At 50.0% G+C, this 19,452-nt stretch carries 17 protein-coding genes; 15 read left to right on the top strand and 2 right to left on the bottom strand.

Translation table 11 applies throughout. The annotated features are described in order from the left end of the window. Window positions 1-410: 410 nt before the first annotated feature. Window positions 411-1,202 carry a UDP-N-acetylmuramate dehydrogenase gene (locus tag Q0323_RS00165; protein ID WP_298050404.1) on the bottom strand — a complete coding sequence of 264 codons (792 nt, stop codon included), beginning with the start codon at window positions 1,200-1,202 and terminating at the stop codon, window positions 411-413. A gap of 617 nt (window positions 1,203-1,819) precedes the next feature. Continuing rightward, complete coding sequence (locus tag Q0323_RS00170; protein WP_298050406.1) at window positions 1,820-2,716, bottom strand: MqnA/MqnD/SBP family protein; 897 nt, start codon at window positions 2,714-2,716, stop codon at window positions 1,820-1,822. 290 nt (window positions 2,717-3,006) lie between these two features. Between Q0323_RS00170 and recA the strand changes: the two genes are divergently transcribed. From recA to Q0323_RS00240, 15 genes are all read left to right on the top strand, one after another. After that, the gene (gene recA, locus Q0323_RS00175; RefSeq protein WP_295150832.1) at window positions 3,007-4,050 is read left to right on the top strand and encodes a recombinase RecA; all 1,044 of its coding nucleotides are present in this window, start codon (window positions 3,007-3,009) and stop codon (window positions 4,048-4,050) included. Next, the gene (eno, locus tag Q0323_RS00180; protein ID WP_298050442.1) at window positions 4,050-5,300 is read left to right on the top strand and encodes a phosphopyruvate hydratase; all 1,251 of its coding nucleotides are present in this window, start codon (window positions 4,050-4,052) and stop codon (window positions 5,298-5,300) included. The genes recA and eno overlap by 1 nt, the downstream gene beginning before the upstream one ends. A 1-nt stretch (window position 5,301) precedes the next feature. After that, window positions 5,302-6,126 carry a hypothetical protein gene (locus tag Q0323_RS00185; RefSeq protein WP_298050408.1) on the top strand — a complete coding sequence of 275 codons (825 nt, stop codon included), beginning with the start codon at window positions 5,302-5,304 and terminating at the stop codon, window positions 6,124-6,126. Next, a complete protein-coding gene (locus Q0323_RS00190; RefSeq protein WP_298050409.1) occupies window positions 6,123-7,313 on the top strand; it encodes a hypothetical protein in 1,191 nt (396 codons plus the stop codon). The genes Q0323_RS00185 and Q0323_RS00190 overlap by 4 nt, the downstream gene beginning before the upstream one ends. Before the next feature lie 9 nt (window positions 7,314-7,322). Continuing rightward, the gene (locus Q0323_RS11245) at window positions 7,323-7,601 is read left to right on the top strand and encodes a nitroreductase family protein (protein ID WP_366939528.1); all 279 of its coding nucleotides are present in this window, start codon (window positions 7,323-7,325) and stop codon (window positions 7,599-7,601) included. Then, complete coding sequence (locus Q0323_RS00195; RefSeq protein WP_366939529.1) at window positions 7,514-7,942, top strand: nitroreductase family protein; 429 nt, start codon at window positions 7,514-7,516, stop codon at window positions 7,940-7,942. The genes Q0323_RS11245 and Q0323_RS00195 overlap by 88 nt, the downstream gene beginning before the upstream one ends. Window positions 7,943-8,134: 192 nt before the next feature. Further along, window positions 8,135-9,508: an argininosuccinate lyase gene (argH, locus tag Q0323_RS00200; protein WP_298050444.1), complete on the top strand. Its 1,374-nt coding sequence runs from the start codon at window positions 8,135-8,137 to the stop codon at window positions 9,506-9,508. A gap of 492 nt (window positions 9,509-10,000) precedes the next feature. Continuing rightward, on the top strand, window positions 10,001-10,699 hold the full coding sequence (locus Q0323_RS00205; RefSeq protein ID WP_298050411.1) for a uroporphyrinogen-III synthase: 699 nt from the start codon (window positions 10,001-10,003) through the stop codon (window positions 10,697-10,699). A gap of 242 nt (window positions 10,700-10,941) precedes the next feature. Next, window positions 10,942-12,198 (top strand): phosphoribosylamine--glycine ligase, encoded by a 1,257-nt coding sequence (purD, locus tag Q0323_RS00210; RefSeq protein ID WP_298050412.1) that lies wholly within the window; start codon window positions 10,942-10,944, stop codon window positions 12,196-12,198. Beyond that, the gene (locus Q0323_RS00215; RefSeq protein ID WP_297882073.1) at window positions 12,195-12,632 is read left to right on the top strand and encodes an RDD family protein; all 438 of its coding nucleotides are present in this window, start codon (window positions 12,195-12,197) and stop codon (window positions 12,630-12,632) included. Before purD ends, Q0323_RS00215 begins: the two co-directional genes overlap by 4 nt. Continuing rightward, the gene (locus Q0323_RS00220) at window positions 12,619-14,877 is read left to right on the top strand and encodes an LPS-assembly protein LptD (protein WP_298050413.1); all 2,259 of its coding nucleotides are present in this window, start codon (window positions 12,619-12,621) and stop codon (window positions 14,875-14,877) included. The genes Q0323_RS00215 and Q0323_RS00220 overlap by 14 nt, the downstream gene beginning before the upstream one ends. Beyond that, entirely contained in the window at window positions 14,877-15,596 is a 720-nt protein-coding gene (locus Q0323_RS00225) for a phosphoribosyltransferase family protein (RefSeq protein ID WP_005871536.1), read from the top strand. Before Q0323_RS00220 ends, Q0323_RS00225 begins: the two co-directional genes overlap by 1 nt. Beyond that, window positions 15,580-17,694, top strand: coding sequence for a polyribonucleotide nucleotidyltransferase (locus Q0323_RS00230; RefSeq protein WP_298050414.1), 2,115 nt, complete (start codon window positions 15,580-15,582; stop codon window positions 17,692-17,694). The genes Q0323_RS00225 and Q0323_RS00230 overlap by 17 nt, the downstream gene beginning before the upstream one ends. A gap of 21 nt (window positions 17,695-17,715) precedes the next feature. Then, window positions 17,716-18,570 (top strand): universal stress protein, encoded by an 855-nt coding sequence (locus Q0323_RS00235; protein ID WP_298050415.1) that lies wholly within the window; start codon window positions 17,716-17,718, stop codon window positions 18,568-18,570. A 403-nt stretch (window positions 18,571-18,973) separates the two neighbouring features. Then, window positions 18,974-19,432: a hypothetical protein gene (locus Q0323_RS00240; RefSeq protein ID WP_298050416.1), complete on the top strand. Its 459-nt coding sequence runs from the start codon at window positions 18,974-18,976 to the stop codon at window positions 19,430-19,432. Window positions 19,433-19,452 lie beyond the last annotated feature (20 nt).

A 19,452-nucleotide genomic window follows, 5' to 3' on the forward strand; every position in this document is an offset into this window, starting at 1 on the left:
ATGAAAAGTCGCTGCGCGGGAGCTTTGCGGCTATATAAATTAACGGCCGCGCTTACTTTTATCGTCGCCGTTGTGGCTTTTGCGTGTTACTTCTGAGCTAAATTTGTTTGCCCGCTTAGACGGTTACGGAATACCGATTTAGACGGCCTCGGTTTGGTGCGCAAAATTCAACAACTGTTTTTCATGGCGAGATAAACGGGATAAAATTGATTGCTTTTGCGGGCCATTTTTGTAGCGACTATTTTAAGCGATGAAACAGCGGTTAGTATCGCCGGCGCACCGTATCGAGCGCTTTTAAATTTGACGATTTCGTCGGTATTTTAAAATTTCAAAGCATAAAAAATCCAGTGCAAAAAGACGGAATGGACAACCGAGTAAGTTTAGTCGGGGCAAAATATACGAATTTCCTTTTATAGCACCACGACCTCGGTTTCCAGTTCGATACCGAATTCCTCAAAAACGCGGCTTTGCGCTAAATTTATGAGCGCAATCACATCCTCAAAGCTCGCGCCGCCAAAATTTATGATGAAATTGGCGTGCTGCTCGCTAAATTTCGCGCCGCCGATCGCGTGGCCTTTAAGCCCTACTGCTTCAATCAGCCTGCCCGCGGCGTCATTCGGCGGGTTTTTAAAGCAGCTTCCAAAGCTAGCCCCCTTTGGCTGGTTGGCGCGTTTGGCGGCGAAATCCGCGGCGAGCTCAGCATCAAAGTCGCGCGAAATTTTAAACTCGGCGCCCAAAATCGGCTCCTCGATCCCGCTTCTTCGGTAGCCGAAGCTTATCCGCTCGCGCTCCACCCAACCGCGCGTTAAACGCACGGCAAGCAGGCTATCGCTGATGCTAGCGCCGGCGAGCCCCGCATTCATTTTGATTAGCCCGCCGAGCTGGCCTGGAATGTTGCGCAAAAACTCAAAGCCGCCGAGGCCTTGCTTTTTGGCGAAGTTGTAAATTTTGCCCGACTTTGTCGTAGCCCCGATGCTAAGGACATCTCCGCTTAGGCTTATGCGGTCGAACTCCTCGCTTAGCATCGCAAGGTGCGGCGGCGCAGGCGAGATGAGCAAATTATTGCCGCCGCCGATGATCGCGCCCCCCGCTATGCTCTCAAACTCTGCAAAATCGGCATCGTCTTTTAAAATTTGCACCGCAAAGCTCCCGCCGATGCGCACGGAGGTGTATTTGCTAAAATCTATCTGCTTTGTTTTCAAAATTTTGCCTTTTAAATTTCATTTTTTGGTTTCGTCAATTTAAAATTTCATGCTCGCCGCGCATCGTTTTAAAATTTAGCGATACCGCCGCGAGGTGCGGTGCGAGACGCAAACGCTATTTCAAAATTTAGCGCCGCCAGCGCGATTGAATTTATCTCGCTTTCGATACGTTTTCAGCAGCGCGCTACATCGCACCGCACCTCGCACCCTGCGGCACAAAATACAGCCGCGCAATGTAGCGCCGCGCCGTGAAATTTCATCGCTGCGTAGCCGTAAATTTAAAGCGTGCAGATTGCACGGCGACAAATAGCACTACAGCGCGGTCGATTAACGAACTTGGCGGCAAAATCACGGCAAGCTTGACGTTAAATTTGCGCGCAAATTTTAAATCTACATTGCACTCCGCGGCTAAATCCAAAAGCGGCGATACATTACCGCTACGGCAAAAGCGATATAAAATTCTACCTCGCGTCTGCCCTTACGCCGAAGTAAAATTTTCGCCGAGGCACAAACCCCTTAACGCCGAGAAATTTAGCCAAAACGCGATTTCATTCCGAGCAAAATTCACCCGAAACAAGAGCCAAAAATTTAATCTAAAATTTTAATCTCGCTCGGCCCTACATCGGGTTTTGCCCGCCGCAGTCCGCAAAGCGAATCTCGTTATATTCGCGCGGGATAAAATTCTCCTGCGCGCTAAGCGGCGCAGGGTAAAATCTGCGCTCGTAACCAAGCTCAAATAGCCTATCTATCGCCCTTATCTGCACTCCCGAAAGCTCGATCGAGGCCTCGTTGGCATAAAGGCTCAGATATTTTTCGAGCTTTGCGTCGTCCACGCGGATGAGATTTCGCTCGAGAAGCATGCGCGATAAAAGCGGCTTATGTGCGGTGGCGATACGTACGCCCTCCGTTAGCACGCGCTCGCACTCGATGGCGTCCGTTATCGGCAGGCTGCGGCGAACCGCCATGCCTCCTAGTGGCAGCGGCAGATTTTCGCCAGCTAGTTCGCTCCAGATGTCCCAGATCTCGCGCTCCACGCAAAGCTCGTCCGAAAAGTCCAAAATACTCTCGTGTATCAGCACGCCCGCGTCTACTTCGCCGCTTAAAACCGCGCCTTCGATCTGCAGGAAGTTTTTATAAATCACGCGCGCCTGCGGGTATGCCATGCGAAAAAGTAGGGCATTTGTCGTGTGTTTGCCGCTGAGCGCGACCTTGAAATTTCGCTTTAAAATCGCGCCCTTTTTCTTAACGAGCTTTGGGCCGTAGCCCTCGCCGAAGCTCACCGCCGTGCGCAAAAGCGCGTATTCGTCGCAGATAAGCGGATATAACGCGAAGCTAATCGCCGTGGCCTCATAGGTGCCCTTTAGCGCCTCGTCGTTTAGGCTCTGGATATCAAGCGCCGTGGCGCTAAGCTTTAGATTTTTTGAACTCACCCAGCCGAAATCAATAGCCTTATACATAAAAATATCGTCTGCGTCGGGCGAGTGAGCAACGTTTATATGCTTAAAAATCTTCAAATTTTATCCTTTTTGCTCCGCTTTAAATTTTGCGCGCGGCCTGATTTTGAAATGTTGCGAAATTATAGTGAAATTTTGCTACAGCCCTCATAAAAATAAGGAATTTCTAAAGAAAAACGTGAAAAATTAGGCCCGTTTAAAAGGCTAAATTTAATGCTCTCCGCTCGCCCTGCAGAGCTTTTGCGCTCCTTAAAAATTTCAAATTCCGATGCCGCGCCGAATTTGCGCGAATAATCAAAAATTCATTTCAAATTTGGTAAAATCAGGTGAATTTATTTTTAAGGAAAAACATGGACGAGGGAAAGAAAAAGACGCTGGATGCGGCGCTAAAATCGATCGACAAAGCTTTCGGTAAGGGCACGCTCGTGCGGCTGGGCGATAAGCAGGTCGAGCCGATAGACGCCATCTCTACGGGCTCTGTGGGGCTTGACATCGCGCTTGGCATCGGCGGCGTGCCGAAGGGGCGTATCATCGAGGTTTACGGGCCTGAGAGCTCGGGCAAGACGACGCTTACGCTTCACATCATCGCCGAGTGCCAAAAGGCGGGCGGAATTTGCGCATTTGTGGACGCCGAGCACGCGCTAGACGTCAAATACGCTTCAAATTTAGGCGTCGATACCGACAATCTCTACGTCAGCCAGCCCGACTTCGGCGAGCAGGCGCTTGACATCGTAGAGACCCTAGCAAAAAGCGGCGCGATCGATCTTATCGTCGTAGATAGCGTCGCCGCGCTCACGCCGAAAAACGAGATCGAGGGCGATATGGGTGATCAGCACGTAGGGCTTCAGGCGCGACTTATGAGCCAAGCGCTACGCAAACTCGCCGGCGTCGTGCATAAGATGAACACAACGGTGATCTTTATCAACCAAATCCGTATGAAGATTGGCGCGATGGGTTACGGCACGCCCGAGACGACGACCGGCGGCAATGCGCTTAAATTTTACGCTTCGGTGCGCATCGACATACGCAAGATCGCTACTTTGAAACAAAACGAAGAGAGCATCGGCAACCGCGCCAAGGTCAAGGTCGTAAAAAACAAGGTGGCGCCGCCGTTTAAGATCGCGGAATTTGACATAATGTTCGGCAAGGGTATCAGCAAGGTGGGCGAGTTGATCGATTACGGCGTCAAGCTCGACATCGTCGATAAAAGCGGCGCATGGTTCAGCTACGGCGACACTAAGCTGGGTCAAGGACGCGAAAATGCTAAAATTTATCTAGAGAATAACCCTGCTGTCGCCGAAGAGATCACTGCAAAGATCCGCGAGCAAATGGGTAGCGTAAATTTCAGCACAGACGCGGACGATGAAGAAAATTTACAAAGTGGAGATGAATGATGATTTATATCGAAGATGTTTATGCGATAGAGGTGTTAGATAGTCGCGGCAACCCGACCGTGAAGGCGACCGTGGCTCTAAGCGACGGCACCGTAGCAAGCGCGATAGTCCCAAGCGGCGCAAGTACGGGCAAACGCGAGGCGCTGGAGCTTCGCGATGGGGGCGATAGATACTGCGGCAAGGGCGTGCTAAGGGCTGTTGAAAACGTAAATTCGCAGATCGCGGAGACCGTGATCGGGCTGGATGCCTTCGATCAAAAGGCGCTTGATGATGAGATGAGAGAGCTTGACGGCACCGATAACTACTCAAGCTTAGGCGCAAACGCCGTGCTTGGCGTATCTATGGCGGTAGCGCGCGCGGCGGCAAAGAGCCTTGACGTGCCTTTGTACCGCTACCTGGGCGGCGCGAACGCTAGCGTACTGCCGGTGCCGATGTTTAATATAATTAACGGCGGCGCGCACGCAAACAACAGCGTGGATTTTCAAGAATTTATGATTATGCCGTTTGGATTTGATAAATTTAGCGACGCGCTGCGAGCGGCGAGCGAAATTTACTACACGCTAAAAGGCCTACTAAATGCGGCCGGCCACAGCACGGCAGTGGGCGATGAGGGCGGTTTTGCGCCAAATTTAAACGATAACGAAGAGCCGATCAAACTAATCATGCAGGCTATCGAAAAAGCTGGCTACAAAGCGGGCGAGCAGATCAAACTGGCCCTGGATGTGGCTGCTAGCGAGCTGTACGAAAACGGCAAATATAAGCTAGAGGGCAAGGAATTTTCAAGCGAAGAGCTGATAGAGCGATACGCACAGCTTTGCGAGAAGTACCCGATATTTTCGATCGAAGACGGCCTAAGCGAGGACGACTGGGCGGGCTGGGCAAAGCTAACGAGCAAGCTTGGCTCCAAAGTGCAGCTCGTGGGCGACGATCTTTTTGTAACGAATGAGAAAATTTTGCGCGAAGGTATCGCCAAAGGCGTAGCTAACGCGATTTTGATCAAACCAAATCAAATCGGCACGGTTAGCCAAACTATGCAGACGATCCGCCTAGCACAGCGCAAAGGCTACCGCTGCGTGATGAGCCACAGAAGCGGCGAGAGCGAGGATAGCTTTATTGCAGACTTCGCCGTCGCGATGAATACGGGCCAAATCAAAACGGGCGCGACCTCAAGAAGCGAACGCAACGCCAAATACAACCGCCTGCTTGAGATCGAGCGCGAGACGGACGAGTTTTTAGGAAGCCAAATTTAAAATGTTTTTTAAAAAAAAGTCCAAGCGGAGCTTAAAAGGCGCGCAGCGCTCCTATACGGACGGAGTGGATTACGCGGATACGCAAGGCAGATATTCAGACGCAGACTTTGACGAGGACGATTTTTTTGACGATGATGAATTTTATAGCGATGAAAATTTTGGCGGAGGCTTTAGCGAGGTAGGGGCTGGCTTCCGCCAAAATCGTAGCGGTGCTTCGCGTGGTATAGATGAAGCAGGCTCTACCTCTGAAGCCACAAGCAGCAGCTCTAATTTAAGCGGTAAAAGCTCTACTACAAGCGGAAACTACGAAGGTAGCTCGCAAGCAGACGCGAGCTTTTACGGCGCAGAATTTATTGGGAGCAGCGATTTAAAGAATGCAGAGTTATACGCTAAAGAAAACTGCTTTCCAAACGACGCGGGTTTTGCGGCTCAGAGCGTAGACTACAGCTCTCAAGGCATGGGCTTTGCGGCGCAAGACGTAAATCCTGCCGCGCAAGGATTTTCTTTTATGCCGCAGAACGCAGATCCTGCCGCTAAAAAAACTTCAAAGAAGCGTAAAAATTTAAAAGAACGGCTGAATTTTATCAATCCGTTTTCACCGCTTAAGCAGATTTTTGCAGCTCTTGCGCTGATCGTCTGCGTCGTTTTTGCGGGTATCTTTGTGGGTGATGTGCTATTTGGCAAGCGATCGTTTGAAGTGCTGCGCCAGCTGCAAAAAGAAAAGGCGTTTTTATTCACCGACGTCGAGCGGCTAAAAGAGGAAAACGCCGAACTGCAAAAGCTTTATTTAGAGCGTCGCTCGCTCGATCCGGACCTTAAAAAATGAAAAAAATTTTTTTGCTAATTTTAGGTCTTTGCGCTTTTTTAAACGCAGAGAATTTAAATAGCGCAAATTCAAACGCTACGAAACCTAGCATCGTCGCGGTAAAAGAGCAAAATTCTACCGATTTGGCGATTAAAGAGCCAAAGACAGGTGCACAAAGCCCAAGCGCTAAAAAGCAAGCTGTAATGAAACCTGAAACATCTAAAAGCCCTACCGCAGCAATGCAAAAAAGCGCCGCAGAAGCAAATTCTAGCGTCAAAGTAAGCGTCGCCAAAAAATCCGTGAGCGCACAGCTCTCGCAGACCGAAAAAAAAGCTCCTGGCCCCAAAGCGGGCATCGGCGCTCCTTTGCAGGTCATTAAAACGGAGCTGAACTCTTCTGCGCAGCCTTCAGTTGCGATGCTTCCGCCTCCTGATGAGTTACCGATTGCGCCGGAAGTAAGCGAGTCAAATTCTACGATAGCGCAAAATTTTAGGGCGGCACAGAATTCTATAGCGCAAAATTCTACGGTGCAAAACTCCACTATGCAACAAAACGCGCAATCTGCTCCGCAAAATTCCAATCCGGTGCAAAGCTCCGCCGCCACGTCGCAAAATACTCCCGCGCCTAAAAATTTTACGCAGCAAACCTTTGCGCTTCCCTCCGACGCCCTTACGATCGAAAGCTTAATTGTGCGATATAGGGACGACGACGGGGCTCTGCACGAAAAGATCATTGATATCAATCGCTCAATTGATTGGCACGATGATTTCGTGCTAAGCGCTAGCGCCAAACCCGCGCTACATAGGGCACTGGACGTCTCGGTTACTTCGACTGATCCAAATTTACAAAAGCAGGTCTCGCAAAGTGGCATCACGCCTAGCTTCGCGCCGCGCCTGGAGCTACCGCTAGAGACGCTTAAATTTGACGACGGATTAAAATTTGTCATCCGCAAAGACAGCGTGCAGCTCATCACCGCAGACGATTTCAAAAGCTTCGACGCAAATGCTTCGGGCACGCTTGAAGCGGAGTTTTGGCGCCAAGAGATCCCGCTTAGCGGCGCGAGCTTCGCTGTAAATATCGGTGGCTTTAGCGATATTAATGTCACTAAAGAGGACGGCTACTACCGCATCGGCGTACGCTCGCGCGAGGGTAACCTCAGCATCAGACGCAAAGATGGCGGGTATTTGATCTACAAAAATTCTAATTAAGGAGAGACTATGACACATTTAGAGATTATGAAATTTCGCCACGCGTGCAAAATTTTTGACGAGAATAAAAAGATCGGCAAAGCCGATTTCGACGCTATTTTGCAGGCGGGCATCTTAGCACCTAGTTCTACGGGGCTAGAGCAATGGGACTTTTTGGTTGTGCAAAACAAGGCGCTGCGCGAGCAGATACGCGAAAAATCATGGAATCAGCCGCAGATCACCTCTTGCTCACATCTGGTCGTGATTTTAGCAAAGATCAAGGACGAAGTGATTATATCGAGCGAATGATTACGCGTAAAAAAGATGAAGCGCCCAAATATATCGGCGACAGGCATAAATTTTATCAAGATTTTTTAAGCGGTTATTTTCACAACGATGATGAGGAGCTATTTAATTGGTCGCACGCGCAGTGCATGTTCGCAGCACTTGCGATGATGAACGAGGCCGCAAGCCGCGGCATCGACAGCTGCCCGATGGAGGGCTTTGATCGCGCAGCGCTCGGAGAGATTTTGAATCTAAAATGGAATGATCGCCGCGTGGCGCTACTCGTGCCTTTCGGCTACCGCGTAAATCCGCAGCCTAAAAAGATCCGCCGCAGCATGGATGACGTAGTAAAGTGGATTGAATAAGCTAGCAAGCGCTTTTGAACCGCTAAGTTTGAGGCACAGTAAATTCCAAAGTCTAGTGCGCGAAGCGGTACGCGCATTTTTTAGAAATTTACCGCGCTTTAGCCTTTTTTCTCGCCCGCAAATCTTGTGCGGCGAGATTTAAAATTTTATAAAATCACCGAAAATTTAAACGAAGGAGCGAGCGTGAAAAAAATGTGGGAGGGGCGCTTTAGCGAGGCGAGTTCGGCGCTTTTGGAGGAGTTTAACGCCTCGATTGGCTTTGATAGGGCGCTTTGGCAGGAGGATATCGCGGGCAGCAAGGCACACGCTCGGATGCTCGGCGCTTGCGGGATTTTAAAGGCTGAGGAGAGCGAAAAGATCGTCGCGGGGCTTGACGCCGTGTTTGAAGAGATAAAAAGCGGTAAATTTGAGTTTAAAACCGCCGACGAGGACATCCACATGGCGGTCGAAAAGCGCCTGAGCGAGCTCATCGGAAGCGATCTTGGCGGTAGGCTGCACACCGCGCGCAGCAGAAACGATCAGGTCGCGCTTGATTTTCGCCTCTACGTGCTTAAAAGTGGCGCTCAGGTTGCCGAAAAAATCCGCGAGCTAGTCGCGGCTCTGCGAGATATAGCTAGCGAGCACGCAGACACGCTGATGCCCGGCTACACGCACCTTCAGCACGCCCAGCCCGTGAGCCTTGCCTATCATTTGCTAGCTTACGCGTTTATGTTTCGCCGCGACTACGAGCGCTTTGCCAGCTCGCGCGAGCGAAACAATCTCTGCCCGCTAGGCTCCGCCGCGCTTGCGGGCACGCCGCACCCGATAAATCGCGAGCTGGTCGCGCAGCAGCTGGGGTTTGCGGGAGTGACGCCAAACGCGATGGATAGCGTCAGCGACCGCGATTTTGCGCTGGAGATTTTATTTAACGTAAGCGTGCTGATGATGCATGCGTCGCGCCTATGTGAGGAACTCATCTTGTGGAGCTCGCAGGAGTTCGGCTTTGTGGCAATCAGCGACGCGTACAGCACGGGCAGCTCGATCATGCCGCAGAAGAAAAATCCCGACGTCGCCGAACTCATCCGCGGCAAAACGGGGCGCGTAAACGGCAATCTCGTCGCGCTGCTAACGGTGATGAAAGGCTTGCCGCTAGCATACAACAAGGACATGCAGGAGGACAAGGAGGGCGTTTTTGATAGCGTCGTCACCGCGCTTGCGAGCCTTGAAATTTTAAAACAGATGCTAAAAACGGCTAAATTTAACAAGCAAAATATGCTAGCAATGACGCGCCGCGGGCACCTCACGGCGACCGATCTGGCGGATTATCTCGTGCGGGAGAAAAACGTGCCCTTTCGCCGGGCGCACTTCATCACTGGCAAGGCCGTGGCGTATGCGGAAAATTTGGGCCTAGATTTGAGCGAGCTAAATGCGCAGCAGCTTGCAAGTATGGATGAAAGCCTGGGTGGCGATGCGGTTAAATTTCTTGATCTAAACGCTTCCAAAGAGGCGCGCAAGTCGCAAGGAGGCACGGCAAATGAGAGAGTGGCGGCGCAGATTGAAATTTTAAACGGGTGGCTGAAAGGCTAAATTTAAGGAGCTAAGTACCGCACGGATGCTTGGGCGAAATTTGGTGCTAAGTTTGGGCGAGGCGGTATCGCTTGCGACCTGCGAAATAGACGGATAGGGCCCGATATTGAAATTTGAGGGCTAAAGCGGCGAAATTTTAGAATTTCGCAGTCGTGTCTTTAAATTTGAAACTTCGGCGGTCTGTGTGGAGCGGGCTAGGCGGTAGTGTTTTAAGCACTCGCCGCGGGTAATTGCTGCGTAAATTTAAAATGACAGCGCGCCCTAAACTGGCTTTAGAGCAGGCGCTTGAGGTTATAAAGTTAAATTTAAAAGACCGAGTCGGCGCAAAGTGGAGTGCTTGGTTACAAATTTAGGCATGAGATAAAATTTTAAAAAAGCGTGCCGCCGCTAGGTTGTTTAAGTGCGACTGAAAAACGCGCGTGGGTCTCGCGGCAGGTTTTTATCGGCGCCGAAGGCGGCGCGGAGTAGAATTGAATTTGAGCTCAAAGATTAATGACGGCGGATCGGATTTTTCGAGAGTGGAATTTAATCGAAGCAAATTTAAACATGGAGGGCGTTTTGATATATCTGGTGTCTAATACGAGATTTGAGCATCCACAGGTGAGGCAGCTTGCGGTTTGCGAGATAAAATTTCTCAAATTTAGCCTGCCTGCGCAGATCGGCGCGCTAATTTTTACCTCCAAAAATGCGGTAGCGGCGATAAAATTTAATGAAATTTCGCCTGATTTAGATACTCCCGTTTACGCTATCGGCGAGCCGTGCGCTGCGGCTGCGCGCGAGTTTGGATTTCGCGATATTTTTGTAGCGCGGCACGGGCACGGAAACGAGTTTGCCGCGGAGATCGCGCCGCTTCTAAGGGGCAGAGACGCACTGTATCTGCGCGCGAGGCAGACGGTATCAAAGCTGGAGCAAATTCTATCTAGCGCCGGCGTGCGGCTGCAAAGCGTGATCGCCTATGAAAATTGCGTCCTTAGTCTGCCCGCCGCCGCAAAGCCGCCGCAAGGCAGCACGCTGATTTTTACCTCGCCTAAAAACGTGCGCGGCTTTACCGCAAATTTCGGCTGGGACGAGGGCTACAAGGTGATCTGTATCGGTAGGACGACGGCGAGCGTTTTGAGCGAGTTTTGCGAGCCGATAATCTGCGAAAGAATGTCGATAAAATCCTGCGTCGATCTGGCGCTTTTGCCATAGTTTAAGCAAATTTAGACTATAATTTTGCCCAAGCCTGGGTGAAGCGAGAGCGTTTTATATGAGGGTTCAACATATTTGTATAAGCGACGACGTGAGAGGTCCGTGTGACGCGGCTCGGCTCGAGCTTTTTTAAAGTTACGGGTTGCGACCTAGAGATTTTTCCTAGTTGCAAGATTGGCTTTGTTTGAGCCGATTCTTTTTACGCAACGCTCACTTGGGTTTTTTACGCTACGGAGGCTTCATTGAATATCCTAATAATCGGCGGCGGCGGTAGAGAATACGCGATCGGGCTAAGACTTCGCGAGGATAAAAACGTTTTAAATCTGTATTTTGCTCCGGGAAACGGCGCTACGAAGGCGCTCGGTAAAAATTTAGATTTAAAAGATTTTGATGAGCTCGCGCTCTTTGCGAAAAACAACGACGTAGCTCTTACCATCGTGGGCGCCGAAGAGCCGCTTACAAAAGGGATCGTGGATATTTTCAAAGCGCAAGGCCTCGCGATATTCGGTCCTAGTGCTGCCGCAGCGAAGCTTGAGGGCTCTAAGGCCTATATGAAGGACTTTCTGGCGCGAAATCATATCAAAACCGCAAAATTCCTAAGCAGCGACGATCTATCCGAAATTTCAAAATTTATCGATACCCTAGACGGTCGCGTCGTGGTCAAAGCGGACGGCCTGTGCGCGGGCAAAGGTGTCATCATCGCAAATTCCAAAGATGCAGCTAAAAAAGCCGCCGCGGATATGCTAAGCGGCGAAAGCTTCGGCGAAGCGGGCAAGCGCGTCGTCGTGGAGGAGTTTTTAGAGGGCTTCGAGCTGAGCTTTTTTGCGATCTGCGACGGGGAAAATTTCGTAAGCTTGCCCGTAGCGCAGGATCACAAAAAGCTGCTTGACGGCGATCTGGGTCCGAACACCGGCGGCATGGGAGCTTATGCGCCAAGCCCGCTAGCGGATGCCGCGCTGATAAAAAGAGTACAGAGCGAGATCGTCGCACCCACGCTAAAAGGGATGCAGCAGCAGGGCGCGCCCTTTTGCGGCGTGCTATTCGTGGGGCTTATGATCGTGAGCGGCGAGCCTTACGTGCTGGAGTACAACGTCCGCTTCGGCGATCCGGAGTGCGAGGTTTTGATGCCGCTAATTGACGGAAATTTGAGCGAAATTTTATACAACGCCGCCGTAGGCAAGCTAAGTAGCATAAGTTTGAAAGAGCGATTCGCAGTGGGCGTCGTGATGGCTAGCGAGCGCTACCCTTACGGCTCTTCGCAGCCTGCTTTGATCGAGGTTGGCGAAATTCCTGCGGACGCGCATATCTGCTATGCAGGCGTGAGCGAGCGGGAGGGGCAGATTTACGCTAGCGGCGGGCGCGTTTTGGTAAGCGTGGGCGTCGCGCAGAGCCTAAAACAGGCGCGCGATGCGGCTTACGCGCTGTGCGAAAATATAAAATTTAGCGGCGCGCAGTATAGGCGCGATATCGCGCACCAAGCCTTAAGAGATAAAATTTGATCGTCGCTCCGCTTAGCAAGCGCGTAATCGCGTTTAGTATCGACGAAGCTGTGAGCGTAACGCTTTTTGTGGTCGTGCTATTTGCTATCGACGAGCCAGAGCTTGTCGCAGCGGCGCAGAGCGGAAGCAATCTTGAGGTACAAAAGATCGCGTCAAAATTCATTTTGCATTACGCGATAATAAAATTTTTATATCAGGCGATTTTTGTCTATCTATACGGCGCGACGCTAGGCAAGCTTGCGGTTAAAATTTACTGCGTCCGCGCTGACGGCAGCTCTATGGATATCGCTACTGCAGCGATCCGCGCGGCGGTTAGGTTGATAAGCGAGATGATCTTTTATATGGGATTTTTGGTGGCGCTTTTTACGAACTCGCGTCAGAGCCTGCATGATATGGCGGCGAAAACATTGGTGGTAGAGATTGAAAAAGAGTAAAAAATTTAAAATTCTAGCGCTTAGTTTTAGCGCTCTTTTAGCAAGTAGTGCGAGTGCAAAGGTCCAAGACGTCGAGCTTATAGCAGATAATGTCGAGAAAAACGGCTTTTTGACGGAGGCAAGCGGCAACGTAACGGTGTATTCGCAGGACTACTTTATCACCGCCGATCGCGCTACATACGACGAGCAAAACGGCATCATCGAGCTTTTTGGTAACGTCAATGCGATGCGCGGTAGCAGCGAAACTACGCGTGCACAGCATGTCAAAATCGATCTGAAAAACGACAAGCAGCAAGCCGACGTAAATTTTATGATGGACAAGGACTCCGAGCTTTGGATGCAAAACGACGCCAGCTGCAGCGATAGCGAGTATTACCGCGTGGAGGGCTCTAGCGTATCTAGCTGCAACGTTACCGATCCTGATTGGCGCATCAAATTTAGTAGCGGCATGCTAAATAAAGAGAGCAAATTCCTCCATCTTTTTAATCCAAGATTTTACGTAGGTGATGTGCCGGTGCTCTATCTGCCGTATTTCGGCTTCCCGACCGACCGTACGCGTCGCACGGGCTTGCTGCCTCCCGAGGCCGGCTACATCAGCAAGGAAGGGATTTACTACAAGCAACCGATCTATTTTGCGCCTTACGATAGCTGGGATTTTCAGCTCGATCCGCAGGTGCGCAGCAGAAGGGGCTTTGGCGTATACGGGACATTTCGATTTACGGAGTCGCCGTATTCTTACGGCGAGATTAGAGGCGGAGTTTTCGATAACTTCTCGCGGGCGCAAAAACGCCTTGAATACAAAAACGAGCGCCATCACGGCTTTGAAGTTCAATACGATCGCAGCAAGCTTGCAACCTATCTGCTAGATGGCGATCTGCGCGAAAATTTATGGATCGATTTTACCCAGCTAAACGATCTGGAATATTACGATCTGAAGGAAAAGGGAGGTCTTGGCAACGATGCGGATAATTCGCTCGTAACTTCACGGCTGAATTATTATTTGACCTCAGACGAGCACTATTTTGGCGCTTACGGACGCTACTACATCGATACGAGTAAGCTAAACGCCGATAATACCTTCCGCAACGAAGATACCGTCCAAGAGCTTCCGACGCTGCAATATCATAAATTTAGCAATGATTTGGGACTACCAAATTTGATCTATTCGCTTGATGCGAAGGCGCGTAATTATACCAGATGGGAGGGCGCGACTGCTCGCCAATACGAGTTTGACGTGCCGATTAGTATAAGCACGCCACTACTGGCGGATTATTTAAATTTCGCCTTTACCGAGCGAGTGTATATGACTAATATCGATTGGCACGATAAATTCTACTACGCAAACGGCGATCTTGGCGAGGATAAAAGTACTTTCTACGCTAATCAATACACCGAGCTTTCACTCTACACCGACGTAGCCAGGGCTTACGATAGCTTGTATCACACTATGAGCTGGAGAGCGGATTTTAGAATTCCCGGATGGCAGCAAGGCGACATCGAGGATAGAATTTTAAAGTATCATCAGTATAAATACGACCTTGCTCGCGGCGCAGTAGATCGCTCGCGGCTGGGTAACTTGCAAGACTCACTTTATTGGGAGGATAACTTCTTGAGCGAGCTTAGTGACGAGTACACTCACGAAAATGCAGCTTTAAGTATGACGCAGTTTTTTTATAATGAAGACGGACGTAAATTCTTACGCCATAGCGTCAAGCAGCGATATGACTTCGACGATCACGAGTTCGACGATTTAGAACACCGCATCGATGCATATTTTGCAAATGGGTTAAATATCGGGAACCGCTTTACCTACTCACATAAATATAAAAGCTTCGATAAGGTCTATACCTACGCCAACTACTCCAACGACGACTTTAGCTTTGGACTTAGTCACGCTTACGAATATGAAAAGCTAAGCATGGAGCCTAAACGCTATACGAAAGATAACTACGGCATCGTAAACGCTTCGGTAAATTTGCCTAGGAATAATAAAATTTTTGGGCGTTGGGATTACGACTTGGAGCGATCTTATTCTAAAATGTGGCGTGTGGGGCTTTCTCATACGCGCAAGTGTTGGAATTACTCTTTTGTGTATCAAGAGGATATTGAGCCTAAAAATACCAGTACGACGGGCTACAGCAAAGCAAGCAAGGAGCGCGGAATTTACTTTCTCGTAAATTTCTATCCGTTCGGCGGAGTGGGGTATGATTTTTCAGTAGATAGTGAATATGGAAGCGAAAAATAATGACGCCTAGAGCTGAGCTGATGTTTGAAAACCAAATCGACGCCGCGATGAAACTTGCAGAAATTTTACCCGCTACCGTGATCAAAAACGAAAATTTTCTGATAATCGCTCAATCCCTGGAGTCGCTTCCTATCGCAAACCATCTTGCTCTAAAGCTGGGGCTTGCTTATGAGTTTTTATTCACAGAGCCCGTTTTGGCGCCCAATAATCCGGAATGCGCGATTGCGTGCGTAAGCGAGACCCAAGAGATCGTGATGGTAGATGAGCTCGTGCGAAGCTTCGGCATCAGCCTGGATTACGTTTACGGGCAGGCGAATAGACTTTATGAGGAGAAAATTTTAAAAAATATGTATAAATTTCGCAAGGGCGAGCTTTTGGGAAATTTGGAGAAAAAAAACGTCATCTTGGTAGATGAGGGGTGTGAGAGCGGGCTGACCGCGCTTACGTGCATAAAGACGCTCGTAAGCTTAAACGCCAAAGCGATCTTTTATGCCACGCCCGTTATCGGCAGCGATAATGCAGACGAGATCGCCATGCTAGTAGATGGAATTTATGCCGTTCACAAGATCAGAGACTTTGTGAACGTGGATTTTTATTACAAAGAAAAAACGCTCTCAAGCGCGGAGGAGATAATGCAAATTTTAAACAAATGCCCGCTTTATCTGCCGTTTCACGAAACCAACAAAAATAAGGAGAAAATTAATGCAGTGCAAAATTGAAGTAAATGGCAATACCGAAATTTTCGATATCAATAAGGTCGCAAAGCAAGCCGCGGGTGCGGCGCTTTTGCGTGTGAAAAATACCGTCGTGCTAGCTACCGTAGCGCGCGAAGAGACGCAGGTGCAGGAGGACTTTTTGCCTCTTACCGTGCAATATATCGAAAAGATGTACGCAGCAGGTAGAATCCCCGGAGGCTACATCAAGCGCGAGACCAAGCCGGGCGATTTTGAGACGCTAACGAGCCGCATCATAGACCGCTCGCTGCGCCCGCTCTTTCCAAAGGGATACGCATATCCGACGCAGATCGTAGTTTACGTGCTATCGGCAGATCCCGAAGTCGATCTGCAAGTCGTTGCTCTTAATGCGGCGTCTGCGGCGCTGTATCTTAGCGATATCCCGATTAAAGCGCCCGTTTGCGGCGTGCGCATAGGCTATCAAAATGGAAATTTCATCCTAAATCCGAGCAACTCCGCGCTTAAAAATAGCGCACTTGATCTTTACGTAGCCGGCGTCGGCGATGAGCTTTTGATGATCGAGATGCGCTCCCTGCCGCAGATTAACGGCGGCGCGCAGCAGATGAATGAATTTGGCGAAGATCTGATGGTAGATGCGATTGATTTTGCCACAAAGGCGATAAGTGCTGGCTCAAACGCTTACGAAGAGGCTTTTCTGCCGCTTAAAAAGCCGGATGCGAGCTTGGAGTACAAGCCCGAGATCGAGGATGAGGATATCGCGGATTTTATCGACGCGAACTACAAAGACGCCGTCAAAGCTGCAATCAATCAGATGGCAAAGAGCGAACGCGCTACCGAACTAAACAAAATCGTGGATCAAATTTTAACCACCGAGGCTGCGGCGCAAAACGAGTGGAGCAAAGAGGTGATCTCCAGCGTCATCGGCAAGTATAAGCGCGGCATCATCCGTACGCAGATCATCGAAGATCGCCGCAGAGCCGACGGACGCGCGCTTGATGAGGTGCGCCCGATCAGTATCGAGACCAATATCCTGCCGTGCGCGCACGGAAGCTGCCTATTTACGCGCGGACAGACGCAGGCTTTGGTCGTCACTACGCTGGGTGGCGATAGCGATGCGCAGCTAAGCGACAGCCTAACGCAGCTCGAGCCGATCAGCGATAGATTTATGTTTAACTACAACTTCCCGGGCTTTTGCGTAGGCGAAGCAAGCCCGCTCAAAAGCCCGGGTAGACGCGAGCTGGGACATGGAAATTTAGCCAAAAAAGCGCTATATCCGAGCATCGATCTAAACTCGCCGCAGTCTATCCGCGTGGTGAGTGAAATTTTAGAGAGCAACGGCTCAAGCTCGATGGCTTCGGTCTGCGGCGGCGCGCTATCGCTTCGGGCGGCGGGCGTACCTACGCTAAAGCTCGTTGCGGGCGTCGCGATGGGTTTGATTTTTGAGGGCGACAAGCATGCCGTGCTAACCGACATAATGGGGCTTGAGGATCACGACGGAGATATGGATTTTAAGGTCGCGGGCACCTATGATGGCATCACCGCGCTTCAGATGGATATCAAGCTCGGCGGCATCAGCCTGGAGGTTTTAAAAGAGGCTCTAGCGCAGGCAAAGCAGGCTCGCGCGCATATTTTGGGCCTTATGGAGCAGGCGGATGCGGCGATCGTTATAAACGAGGACGTGCTTCCGAAGCTTGAAATTTTTAGCGTCGAGGCAAGCAAAATCCCCGACATCATCGGCCAGGGCGGCAAGGTCATCAAAGAGATCACCGAAAGTTTCGGCGTAAATATCGATCTGGATCGCGAAAAGGGCGAGGTCAAGATTCAAGGCGCCAAAGCTAGCGCCGTATCGGGCGCGAAAGAGAAAATTTTATCGATAGTTTCAAATTCTCGCGATTTTCGCAAGCCGCGCGGTGAACGCAAAGAGATAAAATTTCAGATCGGCGAGGAGTTTGACGGCGTGGTGCAAAGCGTGCTGGATTTCGGCACCTTTATCTCGCTGCGAGACGGCGTGGACGGGCTACTGCGCGCTAAATTTATCACGACGCCTTACAAGGCGGGCGACGTGGTGCGAGTGCGCGTGACCGATCAGAAAGGCACTAAAATTTCACTGGAATTAGCTTAAAATTTTAATAGGAGCGTAAAGATGCAGCTTAAAAAGATATTTTTCCCTATCGGCGGCGGCGAGGAGCTGGCAGAGCGCATACACGGAGCCCTGCTCGTAAATAAATTTTTCGGTACGCACATCAACATAATGGCGTGCCAGCTCGATCCTAAGATGATCTATAACGTCCGCATGACGCTAAAAGGCGGCGTGCTGATGGAGGAATTTTTAAAATCTGCAGGAGATGAGATGCAGGCCGAGCGCGAGGAGATCAGAGCGATCTTCGACACTGAATGCGCCAAGCTGGGCCTAGATCAAAACGACGACGATCACGTCCCAAATAGCGCCGCTTTGAGGCATATGGTAGGCATCCGTTCCGAGCTGGTCGAGAAATACTCCAAATATTGCGATTTGGTGCTGGTCTCCGTGCCGCCTACGGGCTCTATCACGGGTACGTTTGAGGCTGCGGTTACCAAAAGTGGCAAGCCTTGCATCGTCATACCGCGCAAGCTGCAGGAGTTTAGGGCGGATAAAATTTTAGTCTCGCTTACCGGTACTGCGGCGTCTGCGCGAGCGCTCGATAATTGGCTAGGGCTTTTACAGCGCGCCAAATCCGTCACCGTCATCACCGCAAACCACTACCTTCAAGATGATCTTGCCGAAACGAAGCGCCGCATAAGCGACTATCTAGCCTTGCATGACGTTAAAATCGATGTTTTTGAGGCGTTAAACGCCGAGGGCAAGATCCCGGGACAGGTGCTACTAGAGTATGCAGACGCGGGCGATTTCGACCTCATAGTCGCGGGCTTGCACTCGGACAGCGGCATAAAGGAGATATTCCTAGGCGGCGCGTCGAAATACTTCCTACAAAAGACGAAAATTCCAGTCTTAATGTAGCTTGAAGCCTAGACACCGTGTCGCGGCACACCGCCCGCACCGCGTCTAGGCTTAAGTCGGCTTTTAAGTGCCGCAAGCTAAAGCTTAAATTTTAATCGGCTCGCCGCCATGACTTTGTTAGCCCGCCCGTAAATAGTGCAGTTATGCTTCTTACGGAGGGGTTACGATTAATTTTTGCCGCTAGCTTTGCTAACGAGCCGCATTTGCTTTGCCGCGGCTAGAGAGCAAATATGTCCGCGGCGAGCAGAGTTAGCGGTCGCGGCAAGCTCGTCGGTCTATCTTTAAGCGCGGCGAGTTTGAAATTTCTATGCTTGCCGTTTTCGGCTGCGTAGCGAAGTTTTGCATAAAATTTGCGCTTGAAATTTCTGTTTGCACGCTAAATTTTAAATTCCAAGGAGCGTAGATGGCTTTTGAAAACGCAATCATCACCAAAGAGGATGATGAGAAGTATGGATTGAGCGAAATTTACTACAAATATAATCCATACTATGAGACTTTTATTAACGAGCTTGGTTGGACTATTGATCGAGATACAGATTGCTGGCTATGGAAAATTTATAGTTTTCCTGATCCAGATTATGACCATGGCACTGATTCTAAAGGAATTTGGATTTTATATTATAATGGTGAAGTTATTGAAGTCACCCTTGATTATGATATCGACGAAGCATTGAGACCCGAAGAATTCCATAGAATTTGGAAACTGCTTAATCTAAATCCAAAGCAAACACCTCTTTTGTCGGCAAGCGATATAATGAAGCTGTTGAATGTAATATTAAAAGCGTATGGTTATTCTACTCGGGAACAAATCCCAAACTACACTATGGAGCTACAAGACCTAACCAATCGCGCCGCAAAATAGAGCTTTAAATTTAACCTCAT

The sequence above is a fragment of the uncultured Campylobacter sp. genome, from assembly GCF_938030145.1.
Lineage (GTDB): Bacteria > Campylobacterota > Campylobacteria > Campylobacterales > Campylobacteraceae > Campylobacter_B.